The following is a 22,577-nucleotide window of genomic DNA, read 5'->3' as shown; positions in this document are numbered from 1 at the left end:
TTGAGCTATATTGTTTTTGGAGTAGGAGGACATGCCAAGGTCATCGTGGATATTTTACGGTTTAATGGTGAAGAAATCATTGGAGTTCTAGACGATCATTGCAAAGAAGAAACATGGAACGGATTGCCAGTCTTGGGGGGCCGTAATCAAATTGATCAACTAGTATCTCTGTATCCCGAGGCGCTGCTTATTGTGGCAATCGGAGATAATACAACCAGATTGAAGATGGCAAGCCAATTCAAAGTCGCCGGAGCCAAATTTGGAACTGCTATTCACCCAAGCGCTGTAGTCTCACCTAGCTCATTTATTGGCGAAGGTTCGGTAATCATGCCAAATTCAGTGATTAACGCTGACGCATATGTCGGCGAGCATGTCATTGTTAATACGGCGGCTACTGTAGATCACGATTGTAAAATAGAAGACTTCGCACATATTTCCCCAGGTGTACATATGGCAGGTGGAGTTCAAATCGGGTGCTGTGCTCATATCGGAATAGGTGCAAGTCTTATACCTGGTGTTCGTGTAGGGTGTGATACCATCGTTGGTGCTGCTTCTTGTGTCATCCGCGATTTGCCAGAAAAAGTTACAGCTGTGGGTTGTCCGGCCAAAGTAATCAAAACTGATAACGATAAGGGATGAAACGAAATGTCCAACAGAGACAGAATTTATTTATCTTCCCCGCACATGGGCGGATTAGAACAACAATATATCGCAGAGGCTTTTGAAACCAACTGGATTGCTCCACTGGGCAAAAATGTAGACGCGTTTGAATCAGAGATGGCAAGTTACTTGGGATGTGGTGGTGCAGTTGCCCTAAGTTCTGGGACAGCAGCAATTCACTTATCTTTGATACTGCTTGGTGTGGGGAAGGATGATATTGTTTTTTGTTCTTCACTTACCTTTGTTGCCAGTGCCAATCCGATCTTATATCAAGGTGCAGTTCCTGTCTTTATTGATTCGGAACCAGACAGCTGGAACATGTCCCCTGAGGCGCTTGAAAGAGCATTCAAGACATATGCAGATAAGGGAAAGAAGCCTAAAGCTGTAGTTATAGTAAATTTGTACGGACAGAGTGCAGATTACGATCGGTTGCGAGAGATATGTGATTATTACGAAGTGCCAATTGTAGAAGATGCTGCAGAGTCGCTGGGAGCTACTTACGGTAAGCAAATGAGTGGAACACTTGGTAAATTCGGCATTCTTTCATTTAATGGAAATAAAATTATTACTACTTCAGGCGGGGGTATGCTGGTTTCAGATGATTTAGAGGCTTTAAGCAGAGCGAGACATTACGCAACTCAGGCGAGGGAAAAGGCGATACATTACCAGCATGAGGATGTAGGCTTCAATTATCGTCTCAGCAATGTCCTGGCTGGTATAGGAAGAGGGCAGCTTCGTGTGTTGGATGAGCGCATTCAACAGAAACGAGAAATTTTTGAAAAGTACAGCTATGAGCTATCAGGAATTAATGGAATACAATTTATGCCGGAAAAGAGTTTGGGTAAGTCTACTCGATGGTTGACAACAATGATAATAGACTCTGAGGTTATTAGTAAAAGCGTTAGTGATTTAATAGGGTATTTAGGAAAAGATAATATTGAATCTCGACCAGTATGGAAGCCGCTTCATCTTCAACCACTCTTTAAAGATGCCGTGTATTTTGCTCATGAAAGTGGCATGGATATTAGCAGAATATTATTTGAAAGAGGAGTTTGTTTACCCTCTGGAACAAATATGTCGGTGGATGAGCAGAGCTTTGTTATTAATCAAATAAAGGCTTTTTTTCGATGAATTATAATATTAAACTCAATTAACACAGCTATGTTTTGCATAAAAAGAGTACTTACTCAGACATTATCTTTATGATGCTTATTTCGGAAGAGGTGTAGAATTTGATTGGTAAAGCAAAGGTAGTTATTTTTGGTGCAGGTGACGGAGGACTTCGTGTTCATTATCTATTAAGTGATGAATTCGAGGTTATCGCATTTGCAGACAATGATGTATCTAAACAAGGCTCCAAATTTTTGTCCAAACTGGTTGTTTCTCCTAATGAAATCTGTAAGCTTGTATTCGATTATGTAATTATAGCGAATATTCATGGTGAATCAGTGTACAAGCAGCTCACGGAAGAGTTAGCGATTGAAAAGGAAAAAATTATCGACTATTTTATGGGTTTGAAATTTGATACAAGGCTGGCTCTATTACGGCAAATTGCTGATGAAATAAATGAGTGTGGAGTAAAGGGAAGCGTAGCAGAACTTGGTGTGTTTAAGGGGGAATTTTCTAAATACATCAACCGTATATTTCCTGATCGTCAACTATATTTATTTGATACCTTTAGCGGATTTGACCAGAAGGATATTGATAACGAGAATAAAGGTGATTTTTCGAACTCGGTTGCAGGAGAATTTTGCAATTCGGATGTGGACTTAGTACTGAATAAAATGATATATAAAGAAAATTGTATTGTGAAAAAAGGTTACTTTCCAGAATCAGCAAGTGATGTGAATGAAACTTTTGCATTTGTTAGTCTCGATGTTGATTTATATCAGCCTATCCTCGAAGGATTGAAATTTTTCTATCCTAAAATGTCAGATGGAGGATATATTATAATCCATGACTACAATAGCACTCGATTTCATGGAGTAAAACAAGCGGTTAGAGAGTATTGTAGAGAACATGGTGTTAAGTATACGCCTATAAGTGACTTATGTGGTAGTGTCGCCATTATGAAGTAATTTGAGTTTGTTCTATGGGGGATGACAATAAAATGAAAAAAAACAAACTATTAATCCTCTCTGATTTAAATCTAAATCCAATGGTTCGTTTTCTAGAGGGATCTTTTGCAGATTTCACGCTAGAGGTAACTGAGGCCCCTTACAATCAAGTAAACCAGGTTCTTATGGATTCTGATCACTCCGTATGGTCGGTAAAAAAGGATATATTGCTTTTATGGACAAGCCCTGAGAAAGTAATCCCTTCATTTATTAAACTGCTGGATTATAAGGAAATTAATATCGGTGACGTTCTTAATGAAGTCGATCAATTTTGCGACCTTATTATTGAGGCTGAGGGAAAAGCCAAACATATATTTGTTGTATCTTGGTCCCTCCCACCTCATTACCGTTGGATACAATCGATGACATTAAAGCACAATGTAGGTTTAAGCAATGTACTCATGCAAATGAATCTGCGTCTTTCAGAGCGACTACAAAAACATGATCATGTTATTATTCTTGATTCTTCCTATTGGTATGCAGCAATCGAGCAAAAAAGCTACGATGCTAAAATGTATGCACTTGGAAAAATCCCGTTCTCACGCGATTTTTTCCTCTTTGTATCCAATGAACTAAAATCAATCATTAGTGGTCTATACGGACAAAGTAAAAAACTAATTATCTGTGATCTGGATAATACACTCTGGGGTGGCGTGATTGGTGACGATGGCATTGACAACATCAAACTGGGAGGGATAGATCCAGTTGGTGAAAGCTTCAAACTTTTTCAGCAAGAATTGTACAGATTAAGTAGCCGAGGTATTATTCTGGCTATTTGCAGTAAAAACAGCGAATCGGTAGCATTAGAAATGATAGAACAGCACCCAGATATGATACTGAGAAAAAAAGATTTTTCTTCAATTCGAATCAACTGGAACGACAAAGCTGCCAATGTGGCTGAAATTGTAAAGGAGCTCAACCTAGGTCTGCAATCTGTTGTATTTCTAGACGATAATCCATCTGAAAGAGATCGTATCAAGCAGGCTCTTCCAGAAGTATATGTACCTGACCTACCTGTAGATGTAACACAATATCCTGTTTTTATTAGCAGGCTGAATTGTTTTGAGACTCCTGCTATAACGTTGGAGGATCGTAAACGAACAGACTGGTTCAAACAGGAGCAAGAACGGGAGTCGATAAAGTTAAACGTAGGGTCATTGGAAGAGTGGCTTCACTCACTTGAAATTAAGCTAACTCCACATAAATTAGATAAATTCTTACTAACACGTGCTGTGCAGTTAATGAATAAAACGAATCAGTTTAACATGGCGACCCGCAGGTTTACGATCGAAGAGTATTGGTCCTGGAGTGAACTACCGAATAATCATGTAATCTTATTTGAAGTGGAAGACAAATTTGGAAATGCAGGTTATACAGGTCTGATTTCTGTTTCATGTGATGATGGAAGTCAAGCTGAAATCCATGATTTTGTTATGAGTTGTCGTGTCATGGGCAAAGGGATTGAGGAAGCAATGCTTTATTTAGTTATCAAGCATCTATCTCCCCATAATATTAAGGCTACGTATATAAAAACAGAAAAGAATAAACCTTTTTACGATTTTATTTCAAAGAAGTATAAAGATGTATCTAAAAACAATGAATTAAATCTAGGAGAGATATTTCAACCACATCATATCTTACTTAAGGAGTGTTCTTTTTGAATAAATTTGAGTTGGTTCAAGTAATAATTTCTAAAATTATGAATGTGTCTATCGAAAAAGTCACGTTGGAATCGGTAAAAAGCGACTTTGAAAGTTGGGATTCACTCAATCAATTGAATTTAGTGATGGAACTTGAAGCTAATTTTAATGTGTCTATTCCCATTGATGAAATAGCTAATATAGATTCCGTACACAATATTTTAAACATTTTGAATAATATTCATAATTAATAATTTGTTTGAAAAGTCATGTAGAGAATATAACGCATGAAAAGGAGGGAAGAAGCTATTGGAAATTGTAAAATATAAAGATTCTGATTATGAGTCGCTGGTTGCGTTTATGAGAATAAATTGGTCCCAAGAGCACGCTATCTATAATAAAGAATTGTTTGATTGGCAGTATCGGATTGACGAAAACGGTCTATCGGAAAGTTTACTACTGATCGACAAGGGTTGTATTGAGGGATTCCTTGGGGTCATTCCTGGTAAGTATAGTTCTAACGGAGAACAATATAAAGGTATCAGTTTCGCTATGTGGATTGTATCAGAAAAGTATAGAAACAGTGGCTTGGGTATTATGCTTATGAAAGAAGCTGAAAAGTACAATTCGGTGTGCTTGACCTTGGGTTGTAATTTTCAAGTGGTGCCTATGTATGAGCGTATGGGATATTCTTATTCAGATCATTTGAACCGTTATGTCATTCCACTTGATGTGAATGGTTATGTAAAATTACTAAAGGACCCGGCTGATCAAGCAAGTATTAGTCAATGGTTATCGGATGTCGAGGGAAAATTAATACATTCATACAGCCCAATACTCAATATTACGGGTGAGGAGTTAGAGCGATTATACGTTAAAAGTATTCAACATCGCTTCTCACTTTCGCAGTACCGTAGCGCCTCCTTTTGGGAATGGAGATATATAAATAGCGCGGGCTATAAGTATTTATTTTTCGGGGATTCCACTGCCGAAGGGATTGTAGTTGCACGCCTAGATAGAGTATATGCTCCAGAAGAGAGTATCCACGGCACAAAAGTGTTAAGGATTATAGAAATCATCCCAGCTAATGCTGATGTTTGGGAAGGAATAGCAGATCATCGCTTGATTGAGATGGTATCCGGGGTTTTGTCATGGGCTCGAAACCAAGGGTGTGTAGCGGCGGATTTTCAGTTAAGTTCAAATCGTTTAGAGCATGTTCTGGAATCTATCGGTTTTAGAAAACAAAATATAGACTACACACCAAAGGAATGTGGATTGGCAGGCCTGTTCCAGCCTTTTCGTTATCGTGTTAATCCTATTAATTTTGTATGGAAAATTAAGAATAATGAAGGTTATTTTCAAAATACGGAAGTGAATAACATGTACCTTGTTAAAACTGATGGAGATATGGATCGTCCTAACATCTGGCCACTTCCTAAAGGGTGGAATAATAATGGGTAATATTGCTGCGATGTACCACTATGTACGTGAGAAGAAGGGATGGGGTGGGATTGTTCCCTTGCATCCCCATGACTTTGAAGAACAGCTAGATTTAATTAGCAAGACACACCGAATTATCTCGTTAGACGAGATTGATAGATTTAATTCGGAACCATGGTGTGTACTAACGTTTGATGATGGTACAAAAGACCAATATACGTTTGCCTTTGACATCTTGAAAAGAAAAGGAATTCCTGCATATTTCACAGTCATGTCTGGGCCACACCTCACGGGTAACGTTCCATTAGTTCATTTGGTACACACGGTACTCTCTTTCAAATCCGATGAAGAGTTATGGGAATTATTGAGTGGGACATATGATACGAGCGGTGTGGAAGAGGAGAGCCAAATCTATAAGTACGAACAGAAGAAACTCCGCAGATACAATAAATTTATGCTTAATTTTAAATTATCTGTTACGGAAGCAACTATTTTTCTTGAGTCTATTTTTCAGTCCTTATTTCCCGATAAGCAAAAATTTATAAATGATTTTTATATAAGTACAGAAGAAATAGTCGAAATGAGCCAGGCAGGAATGACTATAGGTGTGCATGCTCATAATCATATTCCTTACAATGGCGATCCACAGGAATTCTATGATATTGAAATCGGCCCTTGTAAAGATTGGATGAAGAGTGTTTTAGGTATAAACCCGATCTGGTATACGCCTGCTTTTGGTGGTGGAGTCAACCAAAAGTTAATGTTGGACAAACTAACTCCTGTTCTAGTACAGAATGGATTTGTTGGTGCTTTCAGTACAAGAGAAGGAGGGATTTCGGACAATAGAGAGTTTTGGATGGACAGAATAGACTGTATACGTCTGCCTCCTCTAGGGACATCATCGTATTTGTGATCTGTGGGATGTGAATGGGGAACGAACTACTATGTTGGTTCCTTGTGTTTTTTTATCCCAATAAGAGTTGATATTACATTTAAAGCCGCTCGTTGTTTTGTCTATCTCAGGCTCAATCTAAGCTCCGACCTTTCTCTATTTTTGTGCCCATAATCACTCTGCCATTGGCTTATGATCTTCCTATCTCATAGAGCACATTTTCAATTTTGCCTAGGGAAATAAACACAGCAGATTAGATAGGTCTCGGGAATCCATTATTGAGAGTGCGTTTACTTATAAATATATGCCTCCACAGACTAAATTGATAGAGAGTATTGGGGAGGGGGACTGTCCATAGTGGGTAATCACCTTGATACGGAGCTAAACGATTCTTTTTTAACAGAACTAGACGATCTATTGAAATGTAATGACTATCCCCCGTGTGACGCATATTTAAACACAGTTTGATCTGGAGGCAGTACTTCTGCTGCCATTGCTTACGGCAAGGTCTACCCGTTTTTACATATACCTTCGTAGATGTTGCTCACACGGCAGGAGAGTACTATTATATTAACAGTTTTGAGGATGTGAAGACATTTATAAAAAATTGGGGAATTCCTGTATTTAGAGGACGCGGAAGATCTTTAGCAATAAACAGGACGGATAAAATTTTTTACAGTGAAAGTATGAGACAAATTATTGAGACTGTGACTAAATTCACCACACTTTTATTAAGCTACATAGGCATAGGCATCACCACATAATTTTCTGAAATGAGAGATGATAATGATAAATTTCAATGTACTGGAAATCGTAGGTAAAGAAGGGGAGTATGTTGAAAAGTCATTTTTTTAGTGGACATCTTTCGGGGGATGGAGAATTTACGAGTTTATGTGCAAACTAGTTTGAAAGAACTTTTAGTGTAAACATGCCTTCTTATACATCCGTATCTACTGCCAATGCCTTTGTTTTAAGAGGAGCTAAGATTGTATTCGTGGATATTCGACTTCAAATAATGAAGATCTTACAGAAGATGCGATCACAAATAAAACAAAGGCAATTGTCCCAGTGCATTATGCTGGAGTAGCTTGTGATATGGATAAAATTTTAGAGTTGACGAATAGATACAATTTGGCAGTTGTAGAGGATGCAGCACAAGGAATTCTTGGTGAATATAAAGGAAGGAGATTGTAGACTGCGGAGGAGTAGTTGAGAAAATAACGCCGGAATCTACTAAGTTAACGGATCTTATTCTTCCGTAAGAGTAGATTTAAAAGAGGACTCCGCTGGTATTTAACCAATATAGAGTCCTCTTTATTATTTATTTAGTTGTATACTCACTTACTTCAAACGTGAGTATTTTATTGAATATTACATAGTCCTTACGATTACTAAATGGACCTTTGTTATTATTGTGCTTATCAACCGCAAAGAATGAAGGGCCTCTACCAGCATCTTTAGCGTCATACCAAGCGATGAAGGCATTCAATTCTTTTTTACTCAGATCGAATTCTTTATCAAATCCATTGTCCATTGTTACAGTCAGAATAGCTCGGTCGCCAGTTGGTTGTGCTGGTTCGGTTGGCTCAGTAGGTTCGGACGGATCAGGATTAGGACTTGGTGTTGGATCAGGGTTAGGCGTTGGATCTACAGGCACGGGGTTCACAGGAGTCGGGTTTATTAGATTGAATGGTTTTAAAGTTCCTTCAATGTCCACACCGTAGAAGAAAATATAGTTGGTACCATTATTTTTCAATTCGAATGAATGTTCACCTGGATTTAAATCCGTTTTTTCAAACATCATTTTTTTCTGGTACACTTCGGGACCAGAAAAGTTAATTTTACCAACGACTTTACCGTCGATTATAACATCATTACTAGATGAACCAGATGACCATGTAGTGGATATATATCGGATTTTAGAACCGGTAAAATTAAATTTAATACCTGTATCCTTATTACCAATTGTAGAATTATAAGATTTTGAACTTGAATCCAGCGTCCATTTTCCACCTAAATAGGTTATCTCACTTGAGTCGTGATTATATCTTGTCCAACCTTGCTCGGGTTGCTCTAATACTGACCCAATATTTGTAGCAGCAAAAGTGGGTGAAACGATAAATAATGCAAAAAACATGGAAAGTAAGAGTGGGATAAAAATCTTTTTCATTCATATTCTCCTTTGAGTTAATTTACTTACCAAGAATACAAAAGAACAAAAGGGATGTCTAAACATTTATGTCTATATATTCAGAATAAACTTTCCTGTTATACAAAATATGATGACTGAATTATTTGAAAATAGTAGATATTCTTGTTATCCACATATTTTTGATATAGAAAAAGTGGATGAGTTATTAAACAAAAGTAGGCTGAATGGATAACTAGTAGTTTCAACACAAGGTCGAAATTATAGTGCATTGTATTGATATATAAAGTGTGGCTATAGAATTCAAAAAATGGAAAGTTAGTATTAATGGATGAGGGTGCTGATCAAGGTTAGTTCATAGATTCACCATAAGATCTTCTAAGACGAAAGCTTAGAATAAAGGATAATTAAGTGTTGTATAGAAATAGTACATCATCCACAGGAATTATTTTCAATCTATGAATAATTTTAAATATTCTGAGAAGGGATGATGTTTATGAAGTGGGGAAAATATCTTTCTGGGATTTTATTAGCCATTTTAGTTTTAAGCAGTATGTCAATAGCTCCAGCCTCAGTTGAGGCCAGTTCATCAAATTCAACGACGAAGGATACTGCTACGTCACTTTCACTTAATACGACTCAAGCGCTAGAACCTACTAGCACGATTGAAGCTGTATATGGCGAGACTCTTAAAGTGAACAATCATCGGATTACATTAACGTCTAATTTCAATGTGAACGGTGATCTCATGAGTTTCACTGATTCTTTAACGACAGCTGATCCAACAGATTTTTGGTTCTTTAACGTACCTACGGATAGAAGCATTCTGGCTCAGATCAAATCCAGTAATCCCAATTATAGATTTGACTTGTACTCGATTGATTGGAGCACGGGGACAGCAAGTCTGACAGGTTTTGGAGGAAAGGCCTCTGAACTGAAGTTTGCTACAGACTTAAAAGCAGGGGACTGGGGCCTGCGTGTTACTTCCACAGGAACGGTAGGTGAAAGCTATAGTATCCACATGAATGCGGCCTCACCAGCGGATACACCGATTAATGGTAAGACGGCCAAGCTAACATCCTACTCTAACAATTTGTTATATACGGTAATTGAGTATTCAAACGGAGATATTAAGGTGAATGGGACCCAAATTGCCAATACAACGGTGGCAAACCCGAATTTGGAATGGTCAAGAGAATTCAACTTCTCCAGTGGTGGGAGTTATTCTTCAAGGAGTCATAATGTATCAGATGTTCGGGTTAAAAGTATCACTACGCCTGTGAAGTATACGTCAAATTATGCAAGCTCGGATAATGCTGTTTTGATTGTTCTAAATGCAGATACGCTTTTTACCTATTTTGAATCTGCATATAGTTCAGGCAATCCACCGTATCACAGTTCCTCTTTTGTTGACACCAGTGGCAGAACTACGCCGAGACGTCTAGATTTTATTGATATGGCTGGAGATCCAGACATTCTTGTGTATGATCTAGATAAAAAGAAAGTAATTGATTTTGTAAGTAACTTAAATTACTACTATGCAAAAGGAATCGAGCCCCAGCCAACGGTAGTTTACTATAACTAACGTCGTAGAAAAAATTAAATTTATTTTAGTAGTTTCAAACATTCACAAAGAGTTTATTATACAAGTATAATAAACTCTTTTGCCTACTATACCATTCCAATCTATAGGAATAGAAGGCTTTGTCAATATAAAATTGGAATAACTATGTATGAAAACATTATCAATTCCAATTGACAATGGATAACTTTGGGTGGTATAGTCAAAAATGTGGGCGAGAGCTTCACTTCATTTGATGACGAAGGGAATGTTAGTGCATGCAAGGTAAAGTAAAATGGTTCAACGCAGAAAAAGGTTATGGTTTCATCGAAACGGCTGACGGCGGCGACGTATTTGTACATTTTTCCGCAATTCAAACAGAAGGCTTCAAAACACTTGAAGAAGGACAAGACGTGGAGTTCGACATCGTCGAAGGCGCACGTGGACCACAAGCCGCTAACGTAACCAAATTATAATCATCCCCGGCATAGCCGACCTACATAATTGGTAAGATGGTTAGCAATGGATAACGCGCTAGCAACTGCCCTGGAATATATTCCAGGGCTTTTTTATGTTTTCTACATACATAAAAGAGCCCCTTACACGGGTAAGGGGCTCAACGTAACAGAACCTTTACTCTAGAAAACCGTCAAAGTCAGCCATCTCCACAAAAATGGTATTGGAGGAGGCAGATTGTTTCTCTACGCGTCCGTCTGGATAACGGAATTGATAGCGCAGGATGGCCTGGGCGATCAAGTACGCGCGGAGTGCAGATTCGATATCGAAGGAGAAGACGATGACGGCTTTATGGTCAGGATCAAGCTGGCCTAACGGGATACCTTGGAGCAGATTAGGATGCGGAATTGGCACAGAGTTCACGGTGACGGTTCTCAGTACAAGGAAATCTTCGGCTGAGAATGGTGCTGTGAGCAATAGCTCCTCCAGCGGAGTGTTGCCGATGTTTTCCACCTGGACGGTGAAGGACAGGGTATCTTCTTGCCCGACACGCAGAGCGCTGGAGCTAAGTGTAAGTTTAGGGATGGCTGCGATGACGGCCACGCCTACAGTGTTGGTTTGGGCGGTTTCCTGCAGGGTCTCTCCACCACTACGACGTGAGGTATATTCGATGGTGGCCTGGTTGCTGAATGTTCCATCTGCAGGTGCTTCACGAATTTGTGCCTGGAGCGTAAGGGTGAGCGTCTCTCCTGGTGCAATATCCGGGAGTGTGATACCAGTGCCAGGATTAGCGCCTGGCTGTGCTTTCTCTTGGATAGTCAGGCTGTTGGGCACATAAACAAGTCCATGCGGCAACGGATCCGTGAACAACGGATACTGCGCCGAGATTCCCCCCTTATTTGTGATCTGAATGGTGAAGGTCAGTGTGTCTCCTACAGAGGCGTCATGGGTGTTCACCTGTTTCACTAATTCGAGCAGTGGGAATACCACTGGGACTGTCACGGTATTGGTAGTCAATGTGCCTGGTACGATTCTTCCTCCAGGTAATGTAAACGAGTAGGTAAAGGCAGCTTGATTTACGATGTAGCCGGATGGAGGTGTCTCGAATACGGTTACTTGATAAGTCAGGGTCAATGACTGACCGGCTTCTACAGATCCAAGACTAACTCCGGCGGCAGGATCGGCTTCTGCCAACGATTGACCGTTCAACTGAAGGCTACCAGGAATGTATAGGGTCCCGGCAGGGATGAAATTTTGCAGAATAACTTCTGAAGCAATGTTGCCAAAGTTATTGAGCAGTACCGTGTAGGTCAGGGTTTCTCCTGCTAGGGCCTCCTTATTTTCTGTGGAGATGTTTGCGGCAAGCTGCGGATCGAAAACAGCTATAGTCACGGTATTGCTGGTGACCTCGCTCGCACCACCACTATCAGCATACTGAAGCCGCACGTTATTATTTAGACGTCCTCCGATCGGCAGAGATTGAACATTTACGGTGTAGGATACGTTAATTGTCTGTCCCGCCTGTAAGCTGCCGATAAAGAGTGGTTCACCCGGCTTGCTGGAGGCAGATGAAGAACCGTTAATTTTCAAGCTGTCCGGGCTTATGAGGGTGCCACTTGGTACGTAATCGGCTAATACGATGTCGGTAACGACGGAACCTCCATCATTAACAAGGGTCAGCTGATAAGGCACAGCATCACCCAATGCGACAGTAGATACCGTCGTGTGCAGCACAGCTGACAAGGCTCCTTGATCGGCAGCGGCTACTTTAACCGAGACGGAAGGCGAAGTCGTTTGCTGATCTAGGCTCCGTCCATCTGGTAACTGGTAGGAGTAAGTCAGCGAAGCTTGATTCTCTAGTAAGCCCGACTCAGGGACACGAACGACAAGTGCGGAGAAGACAGTAGTCGTTTTTTCTCCTGGTGCAATAGCGCCTAGAGTAATACCTTGTTCTGGACTGGCACCATATTGAGCAACTCCATTAACCGAAACAGAGCCGGGAACAAAGGAGAGATCAGGTGGCAATAAGTCAGCCAACAAGCCGAAGGCCCCAATATTTCCGGTGTTTTCCGCGATGATGGAATAGGTGACGCTTTGACCCGGATGTGCGATCTCTGTATTGGTTAATTTCGTAAGGTTCACTACAGGCTGGAGTATAGCAACCGTCACAGGATTGGACAAAATGGCACTTGATTCTTCACCATTTGTGAGCAACAAGCGGGCCTGGTTGGTACGCGGTCCCGGCTGTTCGGTAGCTGCGATACGGACTTCAAAGGATATAAGGGTCTTAGTATTCGCTTCTAATGAAGGCAACGGTATGCCATCACTAGGATCGATTCCAGCCACGGTAGACCCGTTAATCTGAACTGAGTCTGTAATAAACTCGATATCCTCTGGCAATGTATCCAGGAAACGGGCATTTTGTACGGTGTCCGCATCCTCGTTATGAATCACGAGTTCATACGTCAGGGTATCGCCAGTAGTGGCGAAAGGTGAGCTTACGCTTTTACTTAAGGTGATATCTAGCGGTGACACGGCAACCTCAACGATGTTGGATAAATGGAATCCGCCAGCCTCTCGGCCATCTGGAGCATTAAAGCGATAGCCTACCTCAGCCTGATCTACCAGTAGTACAGCTGTAGGGATGGAGGATACCAGCACTTGGAAAGTAACGGTTGCCGATTGTCCTGGTGCTATAGCTGGAGTCGGGATGCCGGAAACTGGGCTTGCACCAGGAGCAGCGATGCCGTTAATCGACACTGTATTTGGAAGGAATACGGAGCCGTCTGGAATATTGTCACTTACCGTAGTCGAGGCAGCAATGTTTCCGGTGTTGGATACGACAATGGTGTAGGTGATGATGTCCCCTATGGTGGCATTGTTGGTACTGCTTGTTTTGACTGCTGTCAGGATCGGCTGGAAGACTGGAATAGTTACCACATTAGATATTGAGCTGCCAGTAAATGCCCCGCTGGTAAAGCTAACTGATGCCTGATTGGTAAATTGTGCAGGTGCGGGTAAGAAATCAACTCGAACCTGGAATGTAACGGTAGTAACGGCTCCAGGAGTGAGTGTACCGATGGCAATTCCAAATCCCGGATTTCTATCAGGGAAGGAGGTTCCGTTTATAGTAACACTGCCATTCACAAAGGAGCTTCCCGCTGCAATGACATCTGAAACCACTATATTATTGGCGGTACTGATTCCATTGTTGGAGACAGCCAAGGTATAGGTGATGATATCGCCGACAATGGCGTCTGTAGCTGCTGTTCCTTTGACAATGCTCACATCTGGCGAAGATACAGAGATACTAACTGTGTTGGATACAACTGATCCTGATACGGTTCTGCCATCCGGCGGTTGGAAAGTGAATGAGCCTGATGCTTGATCGACCAGTACCTGTGGATTAGGCAGAGCATTGATAACGGTTTGGAAAGTTACGGATACCGTTCCGCCCGGCAGCACAGATCCAACCGGGACGCCCGTTTCGATGGACACACCAGGTTGTGGACTGCCAGCGATACTGACACTGTTGGCAAGGAATGATGATCCGGCGGGGATATTATCACTGATCGTAAGGGCAGCTGCAATATTACCGTTATTCACAGCTGTAATCGTATAGGTTAGTGTATCGCCGACGGAGGCGTTAACAGTGCTGGATGCTTTAGTAAGTGTAATTAACGGCTGGAACACAGGGACGATGAGTGGATCGGAAAAGGCAGTGCCGGTGAACGTTCCGCTGGTAAATGTGACGGATGCAATATCAGTGAGCAGTGGTGGTTGCGGCAAGCTTTGGACAGAAGTTTGGAAACTCACGATAAATGTATTTCCAGGTGCGACGTTTCCAATGACAATTCCAGCAATGGGCGAGGCGTTAGGGAAAGGTACCCCGTCGATAAGGACACTACCCGGAACGAAGGAAGTACCTGCTGGGATTGTATCGGTTACAACGGTATCTGTAACGGAATCCACACCGCTATTCGTAATACTCAGTGTATATCTGATCGTATCTCCAACTACAGCGGCTGCCAGACTGGATGTTTTAGTCACCTGAATATTAGGTGCAGACACAGCGACATTAACTGTATTGGATGTGACAGTACCGCTCAGCACTCTACCATCCGGTGGTGAGTACGTAAAGTTCACTTGCCCTTGGTCGGTCAGTATAGGCGGAGTTGGCAGAGACGAGACGATGGTTTGGAAACTTACTGTGATACTGCCTGAAGGGGCCAGTGATCCGAGTGTTATGCCTGTAACTGGCGAAGCTCCTGGCACCAGGATGCCGTTAACGACTACGCTGTTAGGCAATAGTTCAGAACCTACAGGAATGTTATCCGACAGAACAGGTAAAACGGCGATATTTCCAGTATTGGTTAACGTCAAGGTGTAGACCAAGGTCGATCCGATCTGTGTGTTGATGGTATTAGCGGTTTTGGTCAGACCGATGATCGGCTGATAAACGGGCAAGGTCACCGGATCGGATTGCGAAGACGAGGTCAACGCGCCTGAAGTAAAGCTGACAGTCGCTTGGTTGGTTATTTGCGGCGGCTGAGGCAGACTGGCAACGGAGACTTGGAATGTAACGGCTGCTGAGCCACCCACTGCAATGGTGCCTACAGGGATGCCTGAGCTTGGTGACGCAGCAGGTACAGATGTGCCATTCACGGTCACACTGCCGGGGATAAAGCTGGTGCCTGGCGGCAGTGGATCAGATACGACGGTATTCACGACTGGGCTGATTCCGTTATTCGTGGCGATCACGGTATAAGTAATGGTATCTCCGACTACGGCATCTGTAGCGGAGGCTGTCTTGATAACGTCCACATCCGGCGAAGAGACGGAGACGGTCACGGCCGGAGATACTGCACTTCCGGTCAGGACACGGCCATCTGGTGGCTGATAACTGAAAGCAGCGGTCGCCTGATTGACCAGTGTACCCGACGCGGGCAGTGAGGTAATAACTGCCTGGAAGGTCAGTGCGACGGTCGTAGCGGCGCCTATAATACCTAAGGGAATCCCGACGGTTGGATCTGAGCCAGGTGCGGCAGTGCCGTTGATCACTACACTATTAGGGATAAAGGCAGCCCCGGCTGGAATCGGATCAGTAAGGACGGTATCTGCGCCGATGTTACCAGAGTTAGTAACAGAGAATGTATAGGTTATAGTATCTCCAACCGTAGCTCTTCCCGTTCCTGCACTTTTTGATACAGTGACGATAGGTTGGTACACAGGGATGGTAACAGGGTTGGACACAGAAAATCCATTAAATGCACCTGAAGTAAAGCTGACGGTCGCTTCATTGGTGATGGACGCTGGTGACGGCAGCGATTGTACGCTAAGCAAGAAGCGAATAGTGGCTCCGCCACCGGCTCCAAGCGTCCCGACAGGAATGCCATTTTGCGGGTTGGCTGTAACAACAGGAGTACCATTGATTGTAACGCTGCCCGGTACAAAGGCGGTTCCGAAAGGAATGGTATCTGTGACGATTACGCCAGTAACAGGATCGAGTCCGTTATTGAACGCAGTTATGACGTAGGGAACCGAATCACCTACGACAGCGACTGCCACATCAGCAGCCTTCGTGACTGTAACATTCGGTGATGAGACCGGAATGGATACGGGCAAGGCTGCACCGCTGCCGGTCAACGTTCGTCCATCCGGCAGTTGGAACGTGTAGTTCACAGTGGCTTGGTTGGTTAGTATAGAGCCAGATGGTACCGATATGACCACGGCACTAAATGAGACGGTTACCGTCGCACCTGGGGCGACCGAGCCGATATTAATGCCTGTAATCGGGTCTGCCCCGGGAATAGGCGCACCGTTGACCAACACGCTATTTTGATTCAGGCTAAGCGAGCTGGATAACAGATCCAGCACGACTGTCTCTGCGGGCGCATTGCCTGTATTCGTGACAGTGATGACAAAACCAAGCGTATTCCCTACGGTTGCACGATCTGCGCTCAAAGTATTGGTCACATTCAAAATCGGCTGAAATACAGGCAGATTGACTTGATTCGAGACGGATTGACCCGCGAAGGCCCCGGAATTAAAGGAGACTGTTGCCTGATCCGTTGACAAACCTGATGCTGGCAAGGAAGTTACTGTGGCCTGGAAGGTGACCGTTGCCGAGCTGGCAGCAGGGACAGTGCCTACAGACACGCCTGTGGCGATGTTGGCTCCCGGTATAGTGACACCGTTGACTTGTACGGAGTTAGGTACAAAAGTAGTGCCGTCGGCAATCGGGTCGATAAAGACCGTTCCTGTCACCGGTGTGATGCCATTGTTTGCTGCGGTAATGGTGTACGTAATGGTATCTCCAAAGGCTACAGACGTCTGATTGACTGTTTTGGTCACGGTCACATCTGGATTGGATACAGGAATAAACACCGGATTCGATTGGACGCTTCCGTTTAATGTTCGACCGTCAGGCGGCTGGAAAGTGAATGTGGCCGAACCTTGATTTAACAGGCCCAAGCCCGCAGGGACAGCATTAATGACCACTTGAAAGGTTAGAGCGACAGAGGCTCCTGCTGCAATATTTCCGACCACCACACCCGTTTGGGGGTTAGCCCCGGCAACAGGTAAACCATTTACGGTGACGCTGTTGGGTATAAAGGAGGAGCCTGATGGAATGGCATCGGTAAAGGTAGCTGTTGCTGCTAAATTACCTGTATTTTGGGCGGTCAGTGTATAGACTACGGTATCGCCTACGGTTGCTTGACTCATATTAGCAGTTTTAACGAGATTGATAATAGGTTGGTAAACGGGAACGACAACGGTATTGGAGAGTGATGTGAAATTCAGTGTGCCGCTGGTAAAAGAAACCGTGGCCTGATCACTAAGCTGGGGTGGCTCAGGCAGGCTGTTAACAGACACGGAGAAAGTGACCGTTGCTGACGCCCCGGCTGCGATAGAACCGACTGGAATCCCGGTCACGGGGCTGGCTGACGGCAGCGTTGTTCCATTTACGATAACGGAGCCAGGAACAAAAGAGGAGCCTGTCGGAATGGTATCAGTCACGCGGACATCTGTTACGATTGCGATCCCACTATTGGTAGCTGTAATCGTATAGGTTATCGTATCACCGGGAACGGCATCAGTTGCCGAGGTGCTTTTACTGACCTGCACATTGGGCGATGAAACAGGAATTGTGACGATATTGGACGAAACATTGCCGTTAACAATCCGACCATCCGGCGGTTGAAAGGAAAAGCTGATATTCGCCTGGTCGGTGAGTTGGGGAGGTAAAGGCACGGAAGTAATCACCACCTGAAAAGTTGTTTGAGTTGTAGCTCCAGGTGTAATGGAGCCAATAGACAGACCTGTTGCGGGACTGGCGCCCGGAGCAGGTGTACCGTTAACGACCACGCTGTTCGGCACAAGTGCCGAGCCTGTGGGGATGTTGTCTGTCAATATGGCAGCAGCAGCTATGTTGCCATTGTTGGTTACTGCCACAGAATACGTGACGATATCGCCAACCGTTGCCCGTATGGGATCAGCAATTTTACTTACAGTTAGCACTGGGGCATTGACGGCTACCGTCACCGGGTTAGAAACTGAAACACCTGAAAAAGCGCCGCTGGTATAGCTGACACGCGCTTGATTGTTGAGCTGCGGTGGGCTCGGCAATGGAGAGGATACCGTGACCCTGAACGTGATCGTAGCCCCTCCTCCTGGGGCAATATTCCCAACCGGGATACCTAATGACGGATCTCCGCCAGCCACTGCAATGCCATTCACTGTTACGCTGCCCGCAGTGAATTGGGAGCCGAGCGGGATCGGATCGGAAACAACCACATTGTTCACTGCCTGGATACCGTTGTTGAGTACTGTCAGCGTGTATAACACTGAATCGCCTGGAATGGCAGTGAAACGGTCTGCGGTCTTTGAAATGGATACATTTGGCGCAGACACAGGAATGGATAACACGTTGGACGATGTGCTTTCTGTGCGTACCCGCCCATCAGGCAGCGTAAAGGAAATGGCGGCAGTGGCCTGGTCAGTTAGCACAGATGGCGTTGGAAGAGAAGCCACTACAGTTTGAAATGTCAGTGTGATTGGGCTTTGCGGTGACACGGTTCCGATGAAAATACCTGCTGCTGGACTGGCTCCAGGCTGACTAACACCATTAATTACCACGCTATTCTCTATAAAAGTAGACCCGGAAGGAATAGCATCAGTCAGCGTGACAGAAGCATTATAGTTGCCGCTATTCGTGACCGACAAGGTATACAAAATCGTGTCGCCAATCGTAGCTGCTGTTGTATTTGCAGATTTGGCGACGCTGATACGCGGCTGATAAACGGGCACAGCAACCGTATTCGTCTGAGAGGTTCCGGTAAAGGTGCCACTGGTGAAACTGACACTGGCCGTGTTTTGCAGCGGTTGTACGGACGGGACGGCATTGACCAGCACGGCATAGGACACTAGAACAGATGCGCCTGCACTGATGTTGCCAACAGGAATACCGCTTCTGGGGTCAGCAGTGCTCACGGGTGAACCGCCAATAGTTACGCTTCCGGGTACAAATGACACACTGCTAGGGAGCGGATCGATAATCACGGCGTTGGTAATGGGATCAATTCCGTTATTAACTGCGTTTACACTGTAGGTCAGCGTTTCGCCTACACTAACGGATGTGAATCCGGCAGACTTGGTTACTGCTACGTTGGGAAGCGATATGGATACGGACACGATATTTGAAAGAAGTGTGCCCAACAGGGTTCTCCCGTCTTGCAATTGATAGGAATACTGGAGCTGCCCCTGATCGTTTAATCCACCTCCGGGTGGTAGAGAGTCTACTGTGGTGCGAAACGAGACTGTGATTTGTGCCCCAGGACTCACTGTGCCTACTGGAATTCCGGTATTGGGGTTGGCACCTGGAACTGAAGACCCGCCAACAATGACGCTACCTGGAATAAAGGTGGAGCCTGTCGGTACAGTTTCCGTTAAGGTCGTATTTAACACGGCTGTACCGGTGTTGGCGATGAGAAATGAATAAGTAATCGTCCCACCGACGCTGGCACGGTTGGAGCTCGCGCTTTTGGTAATCGTCGGCGCTGCAATCACGACAGGTATAGCTACAAGATTGGACAACGATGATCCGGTAAAAGCACCGGAGGTGAAGCTGACGATCGCGCGATTGTTGATTTGCGCGGGAGAAGGCAATGAATTAATGGCTGCTCGAAATACAATCGTTACCGATGCGCCTGGAGCTAAAGTGCCAATTGGAATCCCGGTTACAGGCGAAGCTGTCGTAGCTGGTGTCCCGTTTATGGTGACGCTTCCGGGTACGAAGGCAACTCCACTAGGTAGCGGATCAGTTACCACGACATTGGTCACATTTGCAATGCCGTTGTTTGTGGCGGTTATCGTAAACTGAACGGTTTCGCCAACAGCAGCAGCTGCTAGGGAAGAGGCTTTGGTCACGGTCACATTCGGCGAGGATACAGGAATGGTGAGCGTGTTGGATGTGCCGTTTCCATTCAATACACGTCCGTCAGGTGGCGTAAAGGTGTACGTGTAAGTCGCCTGATCTGTCAAGTTGCCAGAGGCAGGAACGGCATTGACGAGGGTCTGGAAGGTCACCGGTATAGTAGACCCCGTATTAATCGTTCCTACTGAAAAGCCAGCAGCAGGATTGGCAGCAGGCACGGAAGAACCGCCAATGGTCACACTGCCCGGAACAAAGGATGAGCCCGCCGGGATGCTCTCTGTAAAGTTGAGATTCGCAGCAATGCTACCCGTGTTGGATATTTGAAACGTGTACGTAATGGTGTCTCCTACTGTAGCAGCCGATGTATTGGCACTTTTAACAATCCCAATAACGGGTTGATAGATCGGTGTACTCGCAGTATTGGAAGGAACATTACCAGAAATGACAGGACCGCCCGGAACAGTCTGAAAAGAAAAAGATGCTGATGCCTGATTTCCTAGCTGCGCATTGGCTGGCAATGAGGTGACTGTTGCTCGGAATGTAATGGTTACCGTGGAAGAAGGAGCTACGCTGCCCACTGTAATACCTGTTGCAGGATTGGTTGTGGGCTGGGCAGTGCCCGCGACAATAACGCTGCCGGGTACAAAGGTAGCTCCGGCTGGTATGGTATCGGTAAGTACTGTGTTAGACGCGCTGACAAGCCCCGTATTTGAAATGTTAACCGTGTAAGTAACTGTATCGCCAATTACCAACCCCGTAGAGCTAGCAGTTTTGGTTAGGGTCACCAGCGGAGCATTGATATCAATTTGAATGGCATTGGCATTAACGGTATAAATATCGCCATTAGTGGTTAGTTGAAGGACACCACTGGTTTGGCTGTTTAGCAGCGTGGAGGAGATATCGACGTTGGTAATGTCCCAGCCTTGCCGTCCACCCGTAACCTGCGTGCCAGGTGTCCCATTCACGGCATTCGTTGTGCCGAAGGTCCCTGTCGTGACGAGTGTGCCGTCATCCCCGTTAATTTGCGACGCAAAAAAATTAGTCGAAAAATTGTTGGGCCCAGACAGCGCAGTTAAGCTGGATGTAGTAGGTCCAAACAACGCACGATCACCGGTGATATCCACGTCACCCTCTTGGGCGCTAATCAACGCCCTGCCGCGCAAAGTCCCCTGTACTGGTGTAGCAAACCCGCTCACTACTACGTTGACCGAGCCAGTAGCGCTGCTGACCCCCTCACCACCTACACGCAGCGATAGATTACGGAAGGGGAGAGACGGGTTATTGTACACCACTGCCAGCGTCCATCCAGCGTGGTTGGTGTTGGTAGAATCGGGGACCGTAATGGTGCCCGTCACATTTCCGACCGTATACGCTCCTGCGCCGCCTTGAATGACCAGATTTGTTACATTTGCGGTTCTTACATAGGTACTGAGGCTGGTGACGTTGACCGATGTTGCAGATTCAGGACTGACTGTAGTAGATAAAGCAGGGGTCTGAAATGTGACTGGGTTGCTGGCGCTGGACAATACATTGGTACTACCGTTGGCATAGCTTCCTCCCCAAATAAGCTCAGCATACAGCACTGTACTGCCCGCAGGGAGCACAAGGAATGCTGTCGATGAGTTACTGGCAAAGGCAGAAGTCGTGCCGAATGGATATGTGCCGAAGCGTGAGGCTGTATTGGTTGTGATGAAAGCGCCGATGCTGGTCGCAGTACCCGGCACCCCTACCGAAGTAGAACGTGCCAGCCCGAGCGTATTCCCTATAAAGGTAATAGCCCCGGTCTGGTTCGTTGCATAACGCTGAATAAAAGCCATGGATTAACTTCCTACTTTCCATCTCTTCCCAATTAGATACTTCAGAGATTTTTGAAGGGGAAGAGCCAGCTAGGCTGGGTGTAATGATCCTTTCGTATAAATTGCCTATATGATAACCAGGCCTTGCTTACAGCATAAGCCCCTATATCTGATTAGCCTGATAAAGCCACCCTCCCTCTTTAATAAAATAGATTGGCATGAACTCGAAAACAGTGGATCTGTCACAACACCAGCGGACCGGCTTTTTGAATATCTCTTCATTATTCACATATGTATGCGAGCTAAATTTAATCATGACCCTTTTCAAAGATTAGCGTTATCGGAAGCATTTTATCGAATTATAAAGAATTTTGTAAAAAACCGTCGAAATGTTGATAGGTTTTTTTACTTGGCGTTAACATATGTGTTA

12 protein-coding genes are annotated in these 22,577 nt (G+C 44.5%); 10 read left to right on the top strand and 2 right to left on the bottom strand.

What is annotated here, in order from left to right:
* The 8 genes from ACN6NF_RS22785 (at window position 1) to ACN6NF_RS22750 (ending at window position 7,943) form a co-directional block, all read left to right on the top strand.
* Entirely contained in the window at window positions 1-639 is a 639-nt protein-coding gene (locus ACN6NF_RS22785) for an acetyltransferase (protein ID WP_474319704.1), read from the top strand.
* A gap of 6 nt (window positions 640-645) precedes the next feature.
* A complete protein-coding gene (locus ACN6NF_RS22780; RefSeq protein ID WP_474319702.1) occupies window positions 646-1,791 on the top strand; it encodes a DegT/DnrJ/EryC1/StrS family aminotransferase in 1,146 nt (381 codons plus the stop codon).
* Between the two features lie 101 nt (window positions 1,792-1,892).
* Window positions 1,893-2,738 (top strand): TylF/MycF/NovP-related O-methyltransferase, encoded by an 846-nt coding sequence (locus ACN6NF_RS22775; protein ID WP_474319700.1) that lies wholly within the window; start codon window positions 1,893-1,895, stop codon window positions 2,736-2,738.
* Window positions 2,739-2,770: 32 nt separating this feature from the next.
* The gene (locus ACN6NF_RS22770) at window positions 2,771-4,438 is read left to right on the top strand and encodes an HAD-IIIC family phosphatase (RefSeq protein WP_474319698.1); all 1,668 of its coding nucleotides are present in this window, start codon (window positions 2,771-2,773) and stop codon (window positions 4,436-4,438) included.
* Complete coding sequence (locus ACN6NF_RS22765) at window positions 4,435-4,668, top strand: acyl carrier protein (protein WP_474319697.1); 234 nt, start codon at window positions 4,435-4,437, stop codon at window positions 4,666-4,668. Before ACN6NF_RS22770 ends, ACN6NF_RS22765 begins: the two co-directional genes overlap by 4 nt.
* 58 nt (window positions 4,669-4,726) lie before the next feature.
* Window positions 4,727-5,878: a GNAT family N-acetyltransferase gene (locus ACN6NF_RS22760; protein ID WP_017427094.1), complete on the top strand. Its 1,152-nt coding sequence runs from the start codon at window positions 4,727-4,729 to the stop codon at window positions 5,876-5,878.
* Window positions 5,871-6,770 carry a polysaccharide deacetylase family protein gene (locus ACN6NF_RS22755; RefSeq protein ID WP_474319695.1) on the top strand — a complete coding sequence of 300 codons (900 nt, stop codon included), beginning with the start codon at window positions 5,871-5,873 and terminating at the stop codon, window positions 6,768-6,770. Before ACN6NF_RS22760 ends, ACN6NF_RS22755 begins: the two co-directional genes overlap by 8 nt.
* A 1,047-nt stretch (window positions 6,771-7,817) precedes the next feature.
* Window positions 7,818-7,943 (top strand): DegT/DnrJ/EryC1/StrS family aminotransferase, encoded by a 126-nt coding sequence (locus ACN6NF_RS22750; RefSeq protein WP_474319693.1) that lies wholly within the window; start codon window positions 7,818-7,820, stop codon window positions 7,941-7,943.
* Between the two features lie 127 nt (window positions 7,944-8,070).
* Here ACN6NF_RS22750 and ACN6NF_RS22745 read toward each other — a convergent pair whose 3' ends face one another.
* A complete protein-coding gene (locus ACN6NF_RS22745) occupies window positions 8,071-8,919 on the bottom strand; it encodes a hypothetical protein (RefSeq protein ID WP_474319692.1) in 849 nt (282 codons plus the stop codon).
* A gap of 475 nt (window positions 8,920-9,394) precedes the next feature.
* Here ACN6NF_RS22745 and ACN6NF_RS22740 point away from each other — a divergent pair, with 475 nt between their 5' ends.
* Both ACN6NF_RS22740 and ACN6NF_RS22735 read left to right on the top strand, forming a co-directional pair.
* On the top strand, window positions 9,395-10,483 hold the full coding sequence (locus ACN6NF_RS22740) for a hypothetical protein (protein WP_474319690.1): 1,089 nt from the start codon (window positions 9,395-9,397) through the stop codon (window positions 10,481-10,483).
* A gap of 254 nt (window positions 10,484-10,737) precedes the next feature.
* A complete protein-coding gene (locus ACN6NF_RS22735) occupies window positions 10,738-10,935 on the top strand; it encodes a cold shock domain-containing protein (protein ID WP_013373372.1) in 198 nt (65 codons plus the stop codon).
* Between the two features lie 157 nt (window positions 10,936-11,092).
* Here ACN6NF_RS22735 and ACN6NF_RS22730 read toward each other — a convergent pair whose 3' ends face one another.
* Window positions 11,093-22,168 (bottom strand): beta strand repeat-containing protein, encoded by an 11,076-nt coding sequence (locus tag ACN6NF_RS22730; protein ID WP_474319688.1) that lies wholly within the window; start codon window positions 22,166-22,168, stop codon window positions 11,093-11,095.
* Window positions 22,169-22,577 lie beyond the last annotated feature (409 nt).

This window comes from Paenibacillus sp. TSM33, from assembly GCF_056099025.1.
Note: the sequence above shows the minus strand (reverse complement) of the source record. Positions and strands in the feature narration are given on the sequence as shown.

Coding starts and splice junctions, on each gene's coding strand:
- ACN6NF_RS22745 (WP_474319692.1), bottom strand. CDS start 8,919: ATGAAAAAGATTTTTATCCCACTCTTACTTTCCATGTTTTTTGCATTA.
- ACN6NF_RS22780 (WP_474319702.1), top strand. CDS start 646: ATGTCCAACAGAGACAGAATTTATTTATCTTCCCCGCACATGGGCGGA.
- ACN6NF_RS22740 (WP_474319690.1), top strand. CDS start 9,395: ATGAAGTGGGGAAAATATCTTTCTGGGATTTTATTAGCCATTTTAGTT.
- ACN6NF_RS22730 (WP_474319688.1), bottom strand. CDS start 22,168: ATGGCTTTTATTCAGCGTTATGCAACGAACCAGACCGGGGCTATTACC.
- ACN6NF_RS22770 (WP_474319698.1), top strand. CDS start 2,771: ATGAAAAAAAACAAACTATTAATCCTCTCTGATTTAAATCTAAATCCA.
- ACN6NF_RS22735 (WP_013373372.1), top strand. CDS start 10,738: ATGCAAGGTAAAGTAAAATGGTTCAACGCAGAAAAAGGTTATGGTTTC.
- ACN6NF_RS22755 (WP_474319695.1), top strand. CDS start 5,871: ATGGGTAATATTGCTGCGATGTACCACTATGTACGTGAGAAGAAGGGA.